Source organism: Arthrobacter sp. B2a2-09 (genome assembly GCF_027587375.1).
GTDB lineage: Bacteria > Actinomycetota > Actinomycetes > Actinomycetales > Micrococcaceae > Arthrobacter.
Genome location: NZ_JAMXIC010000030.1, coordinates 13,619 through 30,816 on the forward strand (window position 1 = coordinate 13,619; position 17,198 = coordinate 30,816).

Consider the following 17,198-nt stretch of genomic DNA (forward strand, 5'->3'; position numbering starts at 1 on the left):
TTCGGCGCTGCCTTTGGGGGGAGCTCCGCTAGTCGATTGTGCTAGCGAGGAGAGTCCTCAATGTCTTGGGAAATGTCATGAGAGCCACGCGCGCCACAGCTTTCAGGATGGACCTGCGCGAGGCCGGTCTGGTCGCGGTTCTACTCGTCCTCGCCGCCCTGAGCTGGATCGTTTCGGCCGCGCAAACGTCCGGGATGGACATGGGCCGTTGGACAGATCCGGGACCGCTCGGTTTCTTCCTCACCACGTGGGTCGTGATGCTTGCGGCGATGATGTTTCCGTCGGTTGCGCCCATGGTGGTTGCTTACGCCCGGATCACCCATCACCGCCGCGAAACCGGACACTATGCTCCGCCGGGTTCCACAGCAGTGTTCGTTGCCGGCTACCTGATCTCCTGGACGATCTTCGGCCTCGCTGCGTACGCGCTCTACGCAATAGTCGCGTCCCTCATCCCCGGTTTGTTTTCATCCGATCCGGGCGGTCGCTACCTGGCAGCGGGAGTGATTTTTGTGGCGGCCGTCTACCAGCTCACGCCGGCCAAGAACGTCTCCTTGATGAAGTGCAGGACGCCGATGGACTTCATCCTGCGCCGCATCCGCTACGGGACCTTTGGTGCGCTGCGTCTGGGACTCGAGCACGGTGCGTGGTGCGTTGCCTGCTGCTGGGCGCTGATGGTGGCTCTCTTCGCGCTCGGCGTGATGAGCGTCGGCTGGATGGCGGTGGTCGGTGCGTTCATCGCCTTGGAGAAGATGCTCCCGTGGAGGCGGCTCGCTAATCGGTCAGTCGCGGTAGCGCTGGCCCTGATCGCTGTCGCCATCGCGTTTGCGCCCGGGATGGTGCCCGGAGTCGGGATGTAAGTCGGTGGGCCACTCCGGAATCCTTGACTTCACGGACACCCTCAACAAGGGTGGAAGTGACCGATCCAAGCTCAATTCTTGCGAATCAGGAGATCCACCATGACTCTTCCCAACGGTTTGACTTCCGGCGTCTGGCTGCTCGACATGTCCCACAGCGAGATTGGCTTCAGTGTCCGGCACGCCGGCATCAGCAAGGTCCGGGGCCGCTTCACGGATGCGAGCGCCGAGGCCCGCGTCCGTGAGTCCTTGGCCGACGCGTCCCTTCACGCAACCGTCAAGACCGCGAGCTTCGACTCCGGCGATGCCAACCGTGACGGCCACGTCCGCGGCGCCGACTTTTTCGACGTCGAGACCTTCCCCGAGATGACCTTCCGGGCCACAAGCGTAGAGGGCGACGGCGAGGACTACACCCTCACGGGCGACCTCACCATCCGGGGGATCACCAAGCCGGTGGAGCTGGAAGTTGAGTTCACCGGCGTCGCGGTTGATCCTTTCGGCGCCACTCGCGCCGGGTTCTCCGCTGAAACCGAGATCAGCCGAAAGGACTTCGGACTGACGTGGAACGCAGCTTTGGAGGCCGGCGGTTTCCTGGTGAGCGACAAAGTTAAGATCAACCTCGAGGCTGCCCTCGTGAAGCAGGGTGAGCCCGCAGCCGAGTAGTCAAGAAGTAGCCCGCCGCTCCCCGCTCAACTCACGGTGTATGAGTTGAGCGGGCGGCCGGTGCTGCCGTACGTGAGGTCCAAGATGAGAAGGCCCTTGCGCTCGAGAACGCTGAGGTAACGCTGCGCCGTCGGGCGGCTGACACCGAGCTGCTCGGCGATCTCAGCAGCGCTGATGGGAACCCCGGCGGCGCGGACGGCGTCGAGCGCTTTCTGCATGGTGGGCTGCAGGCGCGGCGCCGGGGCGGCGGGCCTGACCCCGGCCGAGCGCGCGTTGTAGAGGCTGTCAATAGTTGCCTGGTCGGCAGTTGAAGCGGAATCCAGCTCCTGCCGCCACTTCTGGTACGCCTCCAACTGTGTGCGAAGCCGGTCAAAGCCGAAGGGCTTGACCAAGTAATAGACCGCGCCGCTGGTCATTGCCGACTTGACGGTGGCTAGGTCCTGGGCAGCGGTAATGATGATGCAATCAACTTGGGTTCCTGCCGCATGCAGGGACCGCAGCATCGAGATCCCGTCCTCGTCCGGAAGATGTACATCCAGCAAGAGCAGGTCCGGGTTGAGGCGCTCGATTGCCTCCCGTGCGGCTGCGGCGCTATACACCTCACCGACGCATTCGAAGCCGTCAACCCTGGCCACGCGGGCAGCGTGGATTCCGGCGACCCGGAAATCGTCGTCAACCACCAATGTCTTAATCAACGTCTGCGCTCCTTCCGTGACCACAACGTAGCCGCACCTGGCGGCGATGGCAGAAAACGCACAAAACGTGCACTTTTGCGGCTAAGGCGCACAACTTACTGAAGACTTCTGGCGCGAATGATCACTTTCTAAGCTTTACACAGTTGCCGTGATCCACATCACGAAATCGAAGGACTCCCAATGAAGGGATTCCAACCGACCGTCTCGATTCCAGGACACACCCCAATGCAGTGTCTCGAGATCAGCGGTTACACGAACGGAAAGACAGAGAGGTCTTAGCACATGGATGCTAACCATCCCAACCGGCCGCCCGCGGCCCCCGAGGGAGCAAAGGCTGCGGCGGGTATCGACATTGTCGGTTTGACCAAGCGTTACCTCACGCCCAAGGGCGAGACATTCACTGCCATTCAGGACGTGAACCTTCGGGTCGAACCCGGCGAGTTCTGCGCGATCGTCGGACCGACGGGCTGCGGCAAGTCCACCACGCTGGCTCAGGTCTCCGGCCTGGAGCGGCCCAGCGCCGGCTCGGTGAGCGTCCACGATCAGATCGTCGACGGCATCACCAAGGGCGTCAGCTACATGTTCCAGGCGGACGCGCTCTTCCCGTGGAAGACCGTCCTCGCCAACGTGCTGATCGGCCCCGTCCTGCTCGGCATGCCCAAGCGTGAGGCCACTGTGCTCGCCCGGGACTGGCTGCGCCGAGTTGGCCTGGCAGGTTTCGAGGACCGCTATCCGCACCAGTTGTCCGGCGGCATGCGCAAGCGCGTCGCCATGGCGGCGGCGCTGATCAACAACCCGCGGATCCTGTTGATGGATGAGCCGTTCGGTGCGCTGGACGTGCAGACCAAGGCCATCATGCAGAACGAGCTGCTGCAGCTCTGGGAGGAACTGCGCCCTTCTGTCCTTTTCATCACGCACGACCTCGACGAGGCAGTAGCGCTCGCCGACAAGGTAGTCATCATGACCAGCAGCCCCGGCACTATCAAGGATGTCTTCGACATCGATCTGCCCAGGCCGCGCGGTGATGTCCAGCAGATCCGCCACGAGGAGCGCTTCCTGGAGCTCCAGGGCCGGATCTGGGAATCCCTGAAAGACGAGGTCACCCGGGCCTACAAGAAATCGGCAGGTGCAGCAGCATGACAACGGCAACCCATAACGGTGCTTTCGCGCAACAGCAAGCGGCCGAGCTCAAGGTGGCCGCCCGGCGCACCATGAACCGCCGCACCGCATGGATCTGGATCGGCCGGGCCATCCTCGCCGTGGCCGTGATCGGGGGATGGCAGTGGTTCACGACGGAGGGCTGGGTGGACAAATTCTTCTTCGGCCAGCCAACGGAAATCTGGAACAGCCTGATTCACCTCTTCACTGAGGGCACGGCATTCGGCACCATCTGGGAGAACCTCTGGGTCACGGTGCAGGAAGCGTTCATGGGCTTCCTGCTCGGAACGTTCGTCGGCGTCGTGCTGGGGCTCCTCTTGGGCTCGAACAAGTACCTGTCAGCAGTCGTCGGTCCGTACATCCGGATCGTGAACTCGATTCCCCGAATCGTGCTCGGTTCCATCTTCATCGTGGCGTTCGGCCTGGGAGTCTTCCCGAAGGTGCTTCTCGCCGCCGTGCTGGTCTTCTTCGTCGTCTTCTTCAACGCCTTCCAGGGCGTCCGTGAGGTGGACCAGAACCTGGTCGGAAACGTGCGGGTGCTGGGTGCGTCACCGCTTCAGGTCGCGATCCACGTGACCATCCCGTCGGCGATGACCTGGATCATCGCTAGCTTGCACACCGCGTTCGGCTTCGCGATCATCGGTGCCCTTGTGGCCGAGGTGCTCGGTGCCCAACAGGGCATCGGCCTGATCATCAGCCAGGCTCAGGGGACCTTCGATCCCAACACTGTCTTCGCCTGCATGGTGATCATTGCCGCGATCACCCTCGGCGCCGAAGCCCTCATCACCCTCCTCGAGCACAAGCTGCTGAAATGGCGGCCACCGAGCCGTTCCGAAGCCCAGGCCATCTAAAGCTTTCCGGCCATCACCCACCAATTTGCAACAAATCCAACGAATAACAAAAGGAAGCGTGCCCCAATGATGAAGCACAAAATGTATGCTGTCGCCGCAGCCGGCGCCGTCGCGCTCAGCCTCGCGGCCTGTGGCACCAGCGCCAGCAGCAGCACCCCCGCTTCTGCCGGCGGTTCTACCGCAGCGGCCGATATGCCCACCGTCAAGATGATGGTCGGCGGCATCGACAAGCAGATCTACCTGCCGTACCAGCTCGCACAGCAGCTCGGATACTACGAGAAGTACGGAGTTAAGGTGGAGCTCTCCACCGAGCAGCAGGGCGGCGTCGGCGCCGAGGACGCGATGGCCTCCGGCCAGGTGGACATGGCCGGTGCCTGGTATGTCCACACCGTTGATTTCCAGTCCAAGGGCAAGAACGTCATCAACCTCGTGCAGCTCTCCAGTGCACCGGGAGAACGCGTCATGTGCAGCCCCAAGGCAAACGTGAAAACGGGCGCAGACCTCAAGGGCAAGACTGTCGGCGTCACCGACCTCGGCTCGGGAACCGATGAGCTCACCCAGTTCATCGCTGCGAAGGCCGGCCTCGCGAAGAGCGATTACCACACGATCGCCGTCGGCGCCGGAGCAACCGCAATCGCGGCCATCCAGCGCGGGTCCGCTGACTGCGTCATGACCACCCAGCCGACCGTGGGCGCCCTTGAGAGCAAGAACCTCGCCGTTCCTGCGATCGACCTCGCCACGACTGACGGAGCCAAGGCAGCGCTTGGCGGCACCCTGCCGTCGGCCGGCCTTCTCGCCCAGTCGGACTGGGTCAAGACCCACGAGGACGCAGCCCAGAAGGTCGTCAACGCCCTTGTGGACACGATGCACTGGATCAGCACCCACTCCGCTCAGGACATCGCCGACAAGCTGCCCCAGTCCTTCGTCCAGAACAGCACCATCTCCAAGGATCAGTACGTCGCCGCGCTGAACCAGGACAAGGGTCAGTTCCTCCCGGACGGCATCATGCCTGCGGGCGGCCCCAAGACGATCTTCGACGAGGAGAAGACCATCGGCGTTGACACCTCCAAGGTCAACATCGCCGACACGTTCACCCAGAAGTACGCCCAGGCCGCTCTCAAGCTGGAGGGCTACACCGCCACTAGCACCCCTGCCGGCAACGACGGCTAATCTCTTCCCTCTATAGCTAGCCCCCCCCAAACGATCGGCCTGCGTGGTAATCCACGCAGGCCGATTGTTTGTTTGTGGTGACAGGCGATCTTCATCTCGGTTGGGTATTGCGCTTGAATCTTGTTCTGCTGACCGTCCAGACAGTGATCCAGAGCAGAATGACGACGATCAACGTCTCGGCCCCGTTGGGAGCAACACCGAACAGTGCAAAGACAACGTACGGAACGACGAACACAAGTAAGCCCGTTGCCACTGCGGCAAATACAACAGCACGACCTGTCATCTTGCAGACCTCCCCATCAGCCCTGATCGGGTCTCCGGCTTATGGCTGGAGGCTGATCAGATTGAGCACCTGGCGGCCCGGAATTGAACGACCCGGCGTGTGAGCAGTCTAGAACGCGATTTCAACGAAAGGTGGCCGGGCCTTCTAAATTGAGTGTGCTTTCTGGCGCAATTGAGTGGTCGCGCTCTCTAAATTGAGTGGGGGATCGGAAGAGCCGATAGGTGGGCGTCTGGCCTTAGGTGTCGATGCTGGCCATATTGGGGTAGCGGGCTCCGGCGGTCGACCCTGCCGGGGCCAGCTCGTCCAAGCGCTTCAGGTCCTCTTCGGAGAGTACGACGGCGGTGGCCCCCAGGTTCTCTGCCAGGCGTTCGCGCTTTTTGGTGCCGGGGATCGGGACGATGTGCTCGCCCTGCGCCAGCAGCCAAGCGAGTGCCAGCTGCCCCGGGGTGCATTGCTTCTGGTCAGCGAGCTCTTTCACCCGGTCCACGAGTTCCAGGTTGCGCTTGAAGTTCTCGCCTTGGAACCTAGGGGAGTGGCGGCGGAAGTCGTTCTCCGCGAAGTCGTCCTCGTTGCGGATCTGCCCGGTCAGGAAGCCGCGGCCGAGGGGGCTGTACGGAACGAACCCAATGCCCAGCTCGGCCAGGACGGGCAAGACCTTCGTTTCGGGTTCCCGTTCCCAGAGGGAGTACTCGGTCTGCAGCGCCGTGATCGGATGCACGGCGTGGGCCCGACGGATGGTGTCCGGTGCGGCTTCGGACAGTCCCAGATGCCGGACCTTTCCGGCCTGGACCAGTTCGGCCATGGCGCCGACGGTGTCTTCGATGGGGACGGTCTTGTCCACCCGGTGCTGGTAGTACAAGTCGATGTAGTCGACGCCGAGGCGTTGCAGGCTGGCGTCACAGGCGGAGCGAACGTATTCGGGCTTGCCGTTGACGCGCAGGAAGGATCCGTCCTCGCGCCGTTCGTTTCCGAACTTCGTGGCCACAACGACGTCGTCACGCCGGCCGGCGATGGCCTTGCCCACGAGCTTTTCGTTGGTGAAGGGCCCGTACATGTCGGCGGTGTCCAACAGGCTGCCGCCGGCGTCGAGGAAGGCGTTGATGGTGGCGAGGGACTCGCGGTCGTCCCCTTCGCCGTAGAACTCACTCATGCCCATGCAGCCGAGGCCGAGGGCAGAAACGGTCAATGAACCAAGCGTGCGGTTTTCCATGGGGTTCTCTCCTGTAGCTGGCAGAACGTGCTGGATGGCAGGACGATGCTCAGAGAGGGGTGCGGGTAGGGCCACTATAGGCACGTCTGTGGAGGAGGGACAACGTGGCGACGGGAGAGCGGGCAAGCTACGGACTGCTAACTCCGGATTGGCCGAACAGTTCTGCATCGAGTTTGTCGAGCGCTTCGGGGTACCCGGCCACATCGATGGGTCCGCGTGTGGTCAGGGGCGACACCACTCGGAAACCCGGGCCGAAGTTGACTGCCACGAAATCCGACAGCTTCAAGTGCCTGCGGTCCGACGGGATCCGGCCGTTCACGAGGAAAGTAGCAGGACTCACCCATGATCCTTCTCGAGACTCATCTGCCACGAAGTCAACAAGCGGTGCGCGGACGGAGAGCAGGCCCCGCACCCAGCCATCGGCCACGCCGCCGGGTAACGGTTCTGGCGAACGAACCCAAAACTCGGTCCACCCGCGCCGTCGCCATAGCTTGAACCTGAGTCGGTCAATCACGCGGGCTCCCAGTAACCCAACCATCCACGTGGCCACCAAAGTGATAAAGAATATGGGAAGTGAGCTGGGTTTTTCCCAGCCGAGCGACAGCAGAATGATCGCAGCAAAAGCCGCGCTAACGGCATAGCCAAGGCCGATCGCCAGCAGACGCTTGATCCTCGGTTGCTTCCCGGTCATGCCACACTATAGGTCGGGTTCCCACCCCTTGTCCCAGACATGGACGCACAGGCGAAGCGTCCTAACCGCCGAAGCGCTCAGCGAAGTACTTGGCTGATTCGATGGACTCAATCCCGATCATCCAACAAAACACGATGGCGGCAAGTGAGGCCATCAGGAAAACCGACGAAGCTGTGATCCAGAAAACCTCTTGTGGCAGGGTAAGAATTGAGCGCACGGACGCCACAGCCGCCATTGCCGGAATAGCGACGGACACTGCCACCACCCACTGGCGTTTGGGGATCTCGGCCCTGTGGTACGAGCCGGGCCTGTCGTCTGGATCAAAGTCGAACCCGTTTCCAGATTTCCCCATATCCACCATCCAATTATCTCCGCCGCCACGGATTGGAACGAGCCACAGAACTGCGGCGGAAAGTAGATTGGGTGTTGGAACACGACATGCCGTCCGGCTAAATCGACCGGCAAAAGGGAACAGGAACAGGGAAATGAGCGAAACCGCGCTGCGTGCTGCGAAATTCAATCTGGTGGTGGCGCGGTGACGGCCCGGTTGCGGGTGTGCTTGCCCGATCAGAAACTCCTGGATGCGATGGAACCTTTCGCCGACGTCGAGTTCGTGGTGTGGGACCTTATCGGGCCCGCGCCTGCGGACCACTTCGACCTGCTGGTGCCGCCCTACATGGGCCGGCCGGATGCCCTCGTGGCGCTGGACCGCGTGACGGTCCGGCTGGTGCAGAGCCAATCGATAGGGTACGACGGCGTCGCTGACGTCTTGCCGTCGGGTTGCGTTTTCGCCAACGCGGCAGGAGTCCATGAGACCTCGACGGCGGAACTCGCCGTGGGGATGATGATCGCCAGCCAGCGCGGGATTCCCGAGTTTGTTAGAAATCAGGCGTCCGGAACATGGGGCTACAGCCAGCGCGCCAGCTTGGCGGACCGGCGCGTTCTCCTGCTTGGCTACGGGGGAGTAGGCAAGGCCATTGAAGCCAGGCTGCTGCCGTTCGAAGCGCTGGTGATGCGGATGGCAAGCCGAGAACGGGACGATGAACACGGTCGTATCTACGGCATCGACTCGCTGTATGAACAGTTGCCACTAAACGAGATCGTGGTGGTGAGCGTACCTCTGTCCGAGCACACCCATGGACTGGTGGACGCTCGGTTTCTGGCGGCCATGCCGGACGGCGCTTTGTTGGTAAACGTGGCGCGGGGTCCGGTGGTGGACACGGACGCCTTGCTGCGGGAGACGTCCTCGGGTCGGTTACGTGCTGCTTTGGACGTGACTGACCCGGAGCCTTTGCCGGCCGACCATCCTTTGTGGACGGTGCCTGGTGTATTGATCACGCCTCATGTGGGCGGGGCAAGCTCGGCGATGTTCCCCCGGATGGTCCGCCTGATCACGAAGCAGATTTCCTTGCTGAAGGCTGGCGAGGAGCCGGTGAACGTGGTGCTGGGTAAGGAATCAGTGGCTGGATAGGTGACTGAGCGGGCAGGCGGAGCCTAGGTATTCAGGCTTGCCGCTGATACCCGCCCAGGCGGCCGCGATGGCCTTGCCCACGAGCTTTTCGTTGGTGAACGGCCTAGACATATCGGCGGTGTCCAGGAGGCTGCCGCCGGCGTCGAGGAAGTCGTTGATGGTGGCAAGGGATTCGCGGTCGTCCCCCTCGCCGGAGAACCCACTCATGCCCATGCAACCGAGGCCGAGGGCAGAGAAGGACAACGGAGAAAAGTTCGCCCCGACATCTGTAGGTCTAGGCGTTCGGTGCAGATTTCTAGACGTCGCCAAGCGGCAGGGCCCATGCCTCGCAGTCCCAGGTTCTCTTGTGATGCATCACTATCCTGGAATCCCTAGGGGCTACTGTCCAAGCTCCGATCCGCTCGAATCAAGAGTTGGAAAGTTGTAAGTCTCGAGTAAAGCTGGGATGAACTGTGCAAACGCCTCAACGACTTCGTCCAGCGTTCTGTCGCCTTGTGCGGGCAAGTTCCGAGCCTGATGAAATAAGAAGTTCCTCACAGCATAGACCGCTCCAATTCCCAACTGCTCCTTCAGATGCAGAGATCTCAGGAACTCCGTCGACGCAAGACTCAGGTCGTCGAGACTCGTCGTGCAGTCAGAGTACTGAGTAACCAGTAGCTTCAGCCTGAACTTTTCACGCATCTGCTCGTGCACGGTCAGGAACTCGTCGTGCAGATTCCCACTTCCTTGCTCTAGATTTGCAATCAGCGTCCTAGCGAAAATGGGTAGCCTGTGGCGCAATACACCCTCTAAGAGGTGTTCGATAATTTGATAGAAGTAGAAAAATTGCATCAGCGTCGACGGCGCGGATATGGCTGCTAGAACGCAGAGTCTTGAGACAATATCATGATTATCGACATCGCCAGAAGTCAATGAGAGGTGGAGCTTCTTCTGGCCCTGAGGCAACGCGCTCCTCCACGCGAGCCCTGCCGGGCTACAGGTTTCGGCCGGGACAAACCCGTAAGCAACCAAGCTTGGAAGTATTCGGTTCAGGCTAAAGTTCGGCACGTTCTCAATCTCGGTAGAGGAGATCAGAAGAAAACAGACATTTTCATCGAAAAGATCCGTTAACAAGAGGGTTGACCTCGACTCTATTGCCTCAACTATCCTTGATCTTCCCATCATCGATTCTTCGAGGACGAACTTAACAATCAAATATGCACATTGATGAAAAAAACTCTTCGAGGCAAAATCATGCTCAATTGAAACTAAAGCGTTTGCCGGGACCATGAGACCGATTCTTGAGCCAGATAAGTGGACTTCAAGAATTGAATTTTCGGCCAGTCCCCTTAGAGCTAGCGTGTGGACCTCGAAGGGTCGCCCCTCAAAACTATTATCGAGAGGTAATGGTGTTTCAACTCTTATCTCGGATCGCCCGTCTAAATCTGCTAAAAAGAAACCATTATCATCAAAAGTGACACTCCAAGGACGAAGTTTACTATTCCCCTGATCTGCCACAATAATTAGACGTTCTGATCTTGATACTTACGAAGGGCGCTTTCCGCGGCCGCCCGCATATCCAGATAACTGTCAGTATCTTGGTTTAGAATTTCTCGAAAATAATACGTAAAGAATGTGCGCTGCGCGTTGCCAATCTTGCTTGTGTTATTTTTCAACCAAGTCAGAGAACGGTTGATTTCTAAAAGGAAGTCCTCACCATCGTCTAGGTGAATTTTTGGAATGACCCTCGTCGCATGATCGAGACTTTCCAGTACTCCTCGGTCAATCAGTTTTCCTAGCGCTGAACCGAGTCCAGACATTGCCTGCGGCTTCTTGAAAATCTGGGCAGTGTTCCTACCAAACGGGCTAACGTCCTCAAGTTGCTCAGGTGAAAGTTGGGCCTCGCCCGCTAAGCTAACGGCGTGAGAGGTAAACCGATCTAACGTGGTAACGTACTTGCGAAATATGTCAGAATCTTGATTCTCTTTGGAAAGCTTCTCCAAGCTACGGATATTCTCAAGCAGTCCGGCACGGTCGATGGGCAGCTCATCTCGATTCAGATAAGCATTAAAGCCCTCTACCACATCTTTGAAGTTGTATTCGTGCAATTTTGTGGCCATTCGATTATCCGCCTCCTTAACAAGCTGAATACCGGGATCAAGGTCTTGATAATCCAAATAGAGCATTTCTATCTGCTGTCGCAGAGACATAGGCGTCTGCCCCGTGTTTAGAGTCAACATTCGATAGAGTATTCCTAAACGATTGAGACCCAAATATATTTCAACCCTAACGGGAGTATCCTCTTCGGGGAACTCGCCACCGTTGTCCGGTACTCGGGCGACCTCCTGAAGCAAATCAATGATTGTATGGGTTCTCTGGAGTCCGTCGAGGATTACCAATCTGGACGCATTATTTATGATCAGAGCTTCGAGCTCGATATCGTCGAGACCGGTAACGCCTTGCCCTGCCTCAGTCAATGCCAGTACCAGAGGAGGTATTACGCAGCCTCTTCGCATGTCGTCTTTGAGGAGGGAGTAGACTGTCTTCGATGAGCTTACTCGACGGCGTTGAAACTCATTCTTTCCGAGATTATTAGCCACGAGGTCAGAATACTCGGAGAGGCTCATTTCGGCTAGCACATTAATTGCATTGATTCGATTATCGCGCAGCCTTGAAATTATTTTCACGCAAACCCTTTCAGAAAGTATTCGCCGAGCTTAATTGTGATTCTAGTAGCTCCACCCGGTAACTCAGTTAGGAACGGGTCGCTGTTCCAGTAGCTGCTCCCGCACATATTCGGCGTTCAAGTCCGGAACACCAATCCTTCCTCGGAAGTGACCATTTTTGACGAGTAAAGCTTCGGAATAGGGACTCACCAATGAAGCCATTCGTTGATATTCAATCAAGTGTGAGAAGGGAATTGATCGGCTGGCAGCAGTAGCTGTGGTGACAATCGTATTCGGCAGCCTTTACATCGCATTCCAGCAATCCGGCCGCAGGTCCGCGAATGTGGCGCCCGCGGCGGCGGCTGCGGCCCAGGCGCAGCTTCTCGGTACGTTCGTTCCGGCGGTCCCGCAGGTCGAGTTGACCCCCGATAGCGGGGTATTTGTCATCGTGTACGGCACCGATGACAAGCCAGAGACCGGAACGGCTACTCTCCACGGAGTGTTGCCGGCAGTGCCATCCGGTGTGCTCGATACGGCACGGAGCTCAGGCGAGGATGCCGTGACGTGGCAGCCGGAGCCCGGGCTGCGGATGGCAGTCATTGCCCGCTCAGCGGCCGGAAAGGTCGTGGTCGCCGGGCAGTCGCTCGCCCCTTACGAGGCCACGGACACAATGATCCTGGTTTATCTGGTGCTCGGATGGTTCGGGTGTGTCCTTGTCCTCGGCGCCGGGTTCGCAGCATCCGTGTTGCTGGGCCAACGGCAGCCCGGAAAGTCCTGACGGGAACTGGACGCCGATTCCTAGGTGTTCTACCAAGGGGTTCCCCGAAGATCGATCGGTCCGGCGGGCCACGACTCGGCGGTCTTAGTGGCGGCGCAGATCAGGATCGGGGCATCCACGGATTCGATGATAGTGGTTCCGTCCAGTCTTGAAAAACACCGTTCTCGCGCCCTGATCCGGTGCCACCCGCAAGACGTATAGAACGGTGCCACGTCTTCACGGCAGCCGAGGTAGCCGAAATCCACGCCAGCCGTGTGCATAGCCTCCCGGACGCGGCTCATCAGCAGGGCGCCGAGTCCTGCTCCTCGCGCTTGAGGCGCTACAAGTACCCCTCCGGTGCCGCCCACCGGGACCTCAACCGTGCCGACGTCGATCAGCCTCCTCTGGAATCCGACGTGGCCAACGATGCCCAGACCATTGGTGGCGATGACATGAACATCGGCAGGGGAATACCCGTAGGGACAGTCAGGGTCCCACGGGCCGAACTTCTCGTAATATTCAGCGTCGAAGAGGGACCTAACGCTCTCAATCGTCCTAGGAGGAAGATGGGTGTGCCTGACAACCCGGATCGTCGTCTGCATTGCTCTATCCTCACACGCCGATGTTGGTTGACCGATCCGATTGCGGCCGGCCGACCGCCAGTCTGGACTGTACGAACTAACCGCTATCACCACGCGGTGGGTGGTCATCCGTTGTGCCAGTGCGAGGGCATTTTGAGATCCGAGGGCAAAAGAGTTGCACGGCTGCCCCTCGCGGCGTTGAGCTGCGGTTGGGTCAGATACAAAGCCTTGGACAGATCAGCGCGTTCAAGCCGTGCATCCCTGAAATCCGCGCCGAGCAGATCCACCCCCGAAAAGTCACTGCCCCGCAGATCCGCCCCAATGAGATAGGCCCCTCGGAGGTCTGCCCCGCACAACTGGCGGGACCTGAGACTCTTGCCCATCAGATCCGCTCCCGGCTTCAGCGCGGATTCCAGATGGTCATCACCGGCCGCAAAGTAGGAGGCCCGTACTTCCGCGCTGACATCCATGAGCGTTGACCTCACCTGGGAGTGAAGATCTTGAATATCCAGCGAAAGCAGCTCCGGCAGCTCTCCGCAGACTGCATGTTCGATTCTGTTCCTGAGTTGAACCGCACGACGCGAGGTATCGGGATCGAAAGTTCGGGTTTGTGCCTCGGCCAGGTACCAGAGCATCTCATGAAGCTGCCGGGCGGCTTTGAATGCGGAAAACATCTCGTCTTTTGTCTCAGGGTTCTCGAGCCAGCTCTTTCCGGCGAACAAACCCTGGGATAGGTTTTGGCCGGCCCCGAAGCAGTCAAAGACCGTGCACCCACGAAAGCCCCTCGGGCGCAGGCTGTCATGGATTGTGCAGGAGAAATCAGGTGCAAGGTTTTGGCATGGAGAGCCTGGCGGTTTATCGAGGGCAAAATCCGCAGAACGTGCGAATCCGAAGGCTGTGCAGCAGAGGGCAAAGCATTTTCCGCAGTCAGGGCGCAGGGATTGCCGATCGAGGGCAGGCGAAGAGGGCTCGGCGGAGTTCGTTGATGTTGTTTGCATGTGATCTTCCAGTGGTGAGTTCGGTATTGGGCCGGGAGCAGGGGAAATCCATATGGAATTCCCCTGGCGGGCGCAGGGAATCACCGCTCCTCTAAGGAGCGAACTGGAATCGCTGAAAGACGCTGGGTCACAGAGAAAAATGAAGTATCACTGACATCAGAATACTCGACCACCGCTCTGCCGTTCTGACCACGTCGCAGCCATCTAAGGCTTCTCGGAAGAGTGTTCCCTGAGGCCCGAAGTGGCCGGTCTACGACCGGCTTCCGGACGCCGTCTGTGGCAACTACGCATATCCGCGGCGGAGGAGCATTCCCGCTGCTTTGTCGAAGTTGTCCGGTGTGGGGATGTCGAAGTCGAGTGCGTTGGCGTAGCGAGTGACGATCGCGAAGAGACTCGCAACCGCGGCGGCATCTTCGAGTTCGTTCCTGGTGAGACCAGCCTCGAGCGCCGCTCGTGCGTCGTCCTTGGTGAGGTCATCGGGGGTGCGGGTCATCTTCTCGATGAATACCAGCGCGGCTTTGAGCTTGTCTGGGATGCGAGCGGTGCGGTAGTCCGCTAGGGCGGCCCCGAGGATGTCTTTGTCCATGCCGCGGACAGCGACGGCGCTGTGGGCGCCGATGCAGAACGGACAACTGTTCCAGGTTGCGACCATTGCCGCCATGAGCTCTCGTTCGGGCACGGACCATCCGCTGGGCCCCCGCATCGTCTTCTGCGTCCACGCGCCGATTGATGGGCCCGCGAAGTCCTGCCGGTAGAACGCGACCCGGGCTGCGTCCGGCAGCCGCATCCCCGTCACCCTTGAGATGGCGGCGATCAGCATCCGGTGGCGGAGGGTGTCTCCCCGCTCTACTTCAGGTAGCCGCACCCGCGGCCTCGCTGATTACTTTCTCTGCGGCATCCCATCGCCGCAGGCCGGCGCCGATCGCCGCGGTAAGAATGACTTCGAACGTCTCCCTCTCGGATCCGGTCTCCTGAAGTACCGCCTGGACCTGCGCGTCAGTCACCCGGAACGACTCCTCATCAACCTCTTTGACGAGTGCATCGTACGGTTCCGGCACCGCGGGACCGCCGGCACCGCGAGCAAGGATGGCACGACGGAACTCCCGTTCCAAAGTGCCGGTCTCCGCAACCCTGGAACGAAGATCACCAGAGAGCTGCGAGTGCGAGCCCAGCGCATCTCGGGACATACCCCGACTTTACGCCCGAGCGAACATGCCTGGAAGGGGACCGTGCAATGCCCGAGTGGAGGATCGGCGTAAGGCTGCTTCATCCGAGTTGGGGCACTCGCTGATGTACAGCATTTCAATCCTCATGCAAATATTCTCCGCCGCGACGCAACAACCAGAGCGCGACAATGGTCCGGCCAGCCGGTCTGAACCTGACAACGGCCTTCGACGGGCCGGGCCGGCAGCAGCTCGCCATCGGCCGGGCATCTGATACCCAAATTTCATCGTTGGGTGGTGCGTAGTACCCACACGCCATCGGTCCCCAGCGGCGAGGCTTATACGGCGGTGTAGCCGCCGTCGACGAGTACGTACGATCCGGTCATGAAACTGGCCTTGTCGGAGAGGAGGAACGTGGTGACGTTGGCGATCTCCTCCGGCTGTCCCAGGCGGCCGAGCGGATGCTTCGCCTCGAGCCCGTTGAGGACTTCCTTCGGCGCAGCGGCCAGCAGGGGCGTCTCGATATAGCCGGGGCCGATCGCGTTGATGCGGAGCCCCTGAGCCCCATATTCAGCCGCAGCATTCTTGGTCAGGCCTACGACGCCGTGCTTGGCCGCGGTGTAAGCGGCGTTGCCGGGAGCGGCGACGGCGCCATGGATCGACGCCATGTTCACGATGGCACCTTCGGATGCGCCGGCGGCGAGGATGGCCGGGACCTGGTAGCGCATTCCGTAGAGGACTCCGCTCAAGTTGATGGCGATGACCCGGTCCCAGTCCTGGATGTCGACGTCTCCGACCGGAGCGTTTGCGCCGCCGATGCCTGCATTGTTCACGGCATAGTTGAGGGCGCCATAAGTCGCGACTGCGAAGTCGACGGCCTTCTTACTGTCCTCGGCGACCGCGGTGTTGGCCTGAAACGGAACCGCGGTGCCGCCCGCGGCCTTGATCTCGTCGACGACACGCGTGGCACCGTCCAGGTTGAGGTCGACGACAACAATGTTGACACCGTTCTTCGCGAGGTCCTTGCTGATCGCTTCCCCGAGCCCGGAGCCTCCGCCGGTGACGAGCGCGGTCTTGCCTTCGAAGTTACCCATGATTCCTCCTCCTCCTACGCGGGACCGGTCCCGCAGATTTCCGTGGTGAGTACTGGTTGAGGGTTCCGCTACCGGTAACAATACCCAGCGTTAGGCGTGGCCGGAACGAACCGTGCAGGCGAGTACTGACATTCGTAGAGACGAGAAAGCGCATATCCATCATCGAAATCTTGGGCGAGGAAAGCAGGAGTGATGAGTTGCGCACGGGCGCGAACACATCGGTCAGGATCGGAGAAGCGGTCAGCGGGGCCTCGGAATAGAGTCGAAAGCACGAACCAACCCATCTCACTGAAGGACATGCCATGACTTCCATCGATTCAGTCACCCTCGAAGTTCCTGACCCCGTGGCCGCCACCGCCTTCTACGACGCCGCTTTCGGATTGGGCCCGCGGGTGCGCGTACGGGCCTCGGACGCGCCGACCGACGGCTTCCGTGGGTTCACGCTGTCGCTCGTCGTGTCGCAGCCGTCGACCGTCAGCAGCCTGATCGACTCCGCTGTGGAAGCCGGTGCCACGACGCTGAAGCCGGTCGAGAAGTCATTGTGGGGGTACGGCGGGGTCGTGCAGGCTCCCGATGGTGCTATCTGGAAGGTCGCGACGTCGGCGAAGAAGGAAGCTGGTCCGGCCACCCGGGAGGTCGACAGCGTCGTGCTACTTATGGCGGTCGCGGACGTTGCCGCGAGCAAGCGCTTCTACGCCGACCGGGGCCTCTCCGTTGGGAAGAGCTTCGGCAAGTACGTCGAGTTCGCCATGTCGTCGAGTCCCGTCAAGCTGGGGCTCTACGCGCGCCGCGCGCTCGCCAAGGACGCCGGCGTCTCACCCGACGGCACCGGATCGCACCGGCTCGCGATCGGCAGCGACGCCGGCCCGTTCACCGACCCGGACGGGTTCGCGTGGGAGGCAGCATCAGTGTGA

At 60.3% G+C, this 17,198-nt stretch carries 20 protein-coding genes; 8 read left to right on the plus strand and 12 right to left on the minus strand.

Annotated elements, in window-relative coordinates; all coding sequences use genetic code 11:
• The first annotated feature begins 77 nt into the window (after positions 1–77).
• Together NFJ07_RS22445 and NFJ07_RS22450 are read left to right on the plus strand one after the other, a co-directional pair.
• Positions 78–857: a DUF2182 domain-containing protein gene (locus NFJ07_RS22445; protein ID WP_269997939.1), complete on the plus strand. Its 780-nt coding sequence runs from the start codon at positions 78–80 to the stop codon at positions 855–857.
• A gap of 99 nt (positions 858–956) precedes the next feature.
• Complete coding sequence (locus NFJ07_RS22450) at positions 957–1,517, plus strand: YceI family protein (RefSeq protein WP_269997941.1); 561 nt, start codon at positions 957–959, stop codon at positions 1,515–1,517.
• A gap of 26 nt (positions 1,518–1,543) precedes the next feature.
• Here NFJ07_RS22450 and NFJ07_RS22455 read toward each other — a convergent pair whose 3' ends face one another.
• Positions 1,544–2,212 carry a response regulator gene (locus NFJ07_RS22455; RefSeq protein ID WP_269997943.1) on the minus strand — a complete coding sequence of 223 codons (669 nt, stop codon included), beginning with the start codon at positions 2,210–2,212 and terminating at the stop codon, positions 1,544–1,546.
• Between the two features lie 282 nt (positions 2,213–2,494).
• On the opposite strand from NFJ07_RS22455, the gene NFJ07_RS22460 reads away from it, so the two are divergent.
• The 3 genes from NFJ07_RS22460 (at position 2,495) to NFJ07_RS22470 (ending at position 5,391) form a co-directional block, all read left to right on the plus strand.
• The gene (locus tag NFJ07_RS22460; protein ID WP_269997945.1) at positions 2,495–3,352 is read left to right on the plus strand and encodes an ABC transporter ATP-binding protein; all 858 of its coding nucleotides are present in this window, start codon (positions 2,495–2,497) and stop codon (positions 3,350–3,352) included.
• Entirely contained in the window at positions 3,349–4,221 is an 873-nt protein-coding gene (locus tag NFJ07_RS22465; RefSeq protein ID WP_269997947.1) for an ABC transporter permease, read from the plus strand. Before NFJ07_RS22460 ends, NFJ07_RS22465 begins: the two co-directional genes overlap by 4 nt.
• Before the next feature lie 66 nt (positions 4,222–4,287).
• A complete protein-coding gene (locus tag NFJ07_RS22470) occupies positions 4,288–5,391 on the plus strand; it encodes an ABC transporter substrate-binding protein (protein WP_269997948.1) in 1,104 nt (367 codons plus the stop codon).
• Positions 5,392–5,909: 518 nt separating this feature from the next.
• Here the strand turns inward: NFJ07_RS22470 and NFJ07_RS22475 are convergent.
• From NFJ07_RS22475 to NFJ07_RS22485, 3 genes are all read right to left on the minus strand, one after another.
• A complete protein-coding gene (locus NFJ07_RS22475; RefSeq protein WP_269997949.1) occupies positions 5,910–6,884 on the minus strand; it encodes an aldo/keto reductase in 975 nt (324 codons plus the stop codon).
• Positions 6,885–7,011: 127 nt separating this feature from the next.
• The gene (locus NFJ07_RS22480) at positions 7,012–7,224 is read right to left on the minus strand and encodes a hypothetical protein (RefSeq protein WP_269997951.1); all 213 of its coding nucleotides are present in this window, start codon (positions 7,222–7,224) and stop codon (positions 7,012–7,014) included.
• Between the two features lie 412 nt (positions 7,225–7,636).
• Positions 7,637–7,927: a hypothetical protein gene (locus NFJ07_RS22485; protein ID WP_269997953.1), complete on the minus strand. Its 291-nt coding sequence runs from the start codon at positions 7,925–7,927 to the stop codon at positions 7,637–7,639.
• A 183-nt stretch (positions 7,928–8,110) separates the two neighbouring features.
• Between NFJ07_RS22485 and NFJ07_RS22490 the strand changes: the two genes are divergently transcribed.
• Positions 8,111–9,046: a 2-hydroxyacid dehydrogenase gene (locus NFJ07_RS22490; protein WP_269997955.1), complete on the plus strand. Its 936-nt coding sequence runs from the start codon at positions 8,111–8,113 to the stop codon at positions 9,044–9,046.
• On the opposite strand, the gene NFJ07_RS22495 is transcribed toward NFJ07_RS22490, so the two are convergent.
• The 3 genes from NFJ07_RS22495 to NFJ07_RS22505 all read right to left on the minus strand — a co-directional run bounded on the left by NFJ07_RS22495 (position 9,032) and on the right by NFJ07_RS22505 (position 11,625).
• Positions 9,032–9,289: an aldo/keto reductase gene (locus NFJ07_RS22495; RefSeq protein ID WP_269997957.1), complete on the minus strand. Its 258-nt coding sequence runs from the start codon at positions 9,287–9,289 to the stop codon at positions 9,032–9,034. The genes NFJ07_RS22490 and NFJ07_RS22495 overlap by 15 nt on opposite strands.
• Positions 9,290–9,424: 135 nt before the next feature.
• The gene (locus tag NFJ07_RS22500) at positions 9,425–10,543 is read right to left on the minus strand and encodes a hypothetical protein (protein ID WP_269997959.1); all 1,119 of its coding nucleotides are present in this window, start codon (positions 10,541–10,543) and stop codon (positions 9,425–9,427) included.
• A gap of 5 nt (positions 10,544–10,548) precedes the next feature.
• Positions 10,549–11,625 (minus strand): hypothetical protein, encoded by a 1,077-nt coding sequence (locus NFJ07_RS22505; RefSeq protein ID WP_269997960.1) that lies wholly within the window; start codon positions 11,623–11,625, stop codon positions 10,549–10,551.
• A 346-nt stretch (positions 11,626–11,971) separates the two neighbouring features.
• On the opposite strand from NFJ07_RS22505, the gene NFJ07_RS22510 reads away from it, so the two are divergent.
• A complete protein-coding gene (locus tag NFJ07_RS22510) occupies positions 11,972–12,469 on the plus strand; it encodes a hypothetical protein (RefSeq protein WP_269997961.1) in 498 nt (165 codons plus the stop codon).
• A 29-nt stretch (positions 12,470–12,498) separates the two neighbouring features.
• On the opposite strand, the gene NFJ07_RS22515 is transcribed toward NFJ07_RS22510, so the two are convergent.
• The 5 genes from NFJ07_RS22515 to NFJ07_RS22535 all read right to left on the minus strand — a co-directional run bounded on the left by NFJ07_RS22515 (position 12,499) and on the right by NFJ07_RS22535 (position 16,284).
• Positions 12,499–13,050 carry a GNAT family N-acetyltransferase gene (locus NFJ07_RS22515; RefSeq protein WP_269997962.1) on the minus strand — a complete coding sequence of 184 codons (552 nt, stop codon included), beginning with the start codon at positions 13,048–13,050 and terminating at the stop codon, positions 12,499–12,501.
• Positions 13,051–13,154: 104 nt separating this feature from the next.
• On the minus strand, positions 13,155–14,027 hold the full coding sequence (locus NFJ07_RS22520) for a pentapeptide repeat-containing protein (protein WP_269997963.1): 873 nt from the start codon (positions 14,025–14,027) through the stop codon (positions 13,155–13,157).
• A 283-nt stretch (positions 14,028–14,310) separates the two neighbouring features.
• The gene (locus NFJ07_RS22525; RefSeq protein WP_269997965.1) at positions 14,311–14,892 is read right to left on the minus strand and encodes a carboxymuconolactone decarboxylase family protein; all 582 of its coding nucleotides are present in this window, start codon (positions 14,890–14,892) and stop codon (positions 14,311–14,313) included.
• Positions 14,879–15,214, minus strand: coding sequence for a hypothetical protein (locus tag NFJ07_RS22530; protein ID WP_269997967.1), 336 nt, complete (start codon positions 15,212–15,214; stop codon positions 14,879–14,881). The genes NFJ07_RS22525 and NFJ07_RS22530 overlap by 14 nt, the downstream gene beginning before the upstream one ends.
• Positions 15,215–15,528: 314 nt before the next feature.
• A complete protein-coding gene (locus NFJ07_RS22535) occupies positions 15,529–16,284 on the minus strand; it encodes an SDR family NAD(P)-dependent oxidoreductase (protein ID WP_269997969.1) in 756 nt (251 codons plus the stop codon).
• 302 nt (positions 16,285–16,586) lie between these two features.
• Here NFJ07_RS22535 and NFJ07_RS22540 point away from each other — a divergent pair, with 302 nt between their 5' ends.
• Complete coding sequence (locus tag NFJ07_RS22540; RefSeq protein WP_269997971.1) at positions 16,587–17,198, plus strand: glyoxalase; 612 nt, start codon at positions 16,587–16,589, stop codon at positions 17,196–17,198.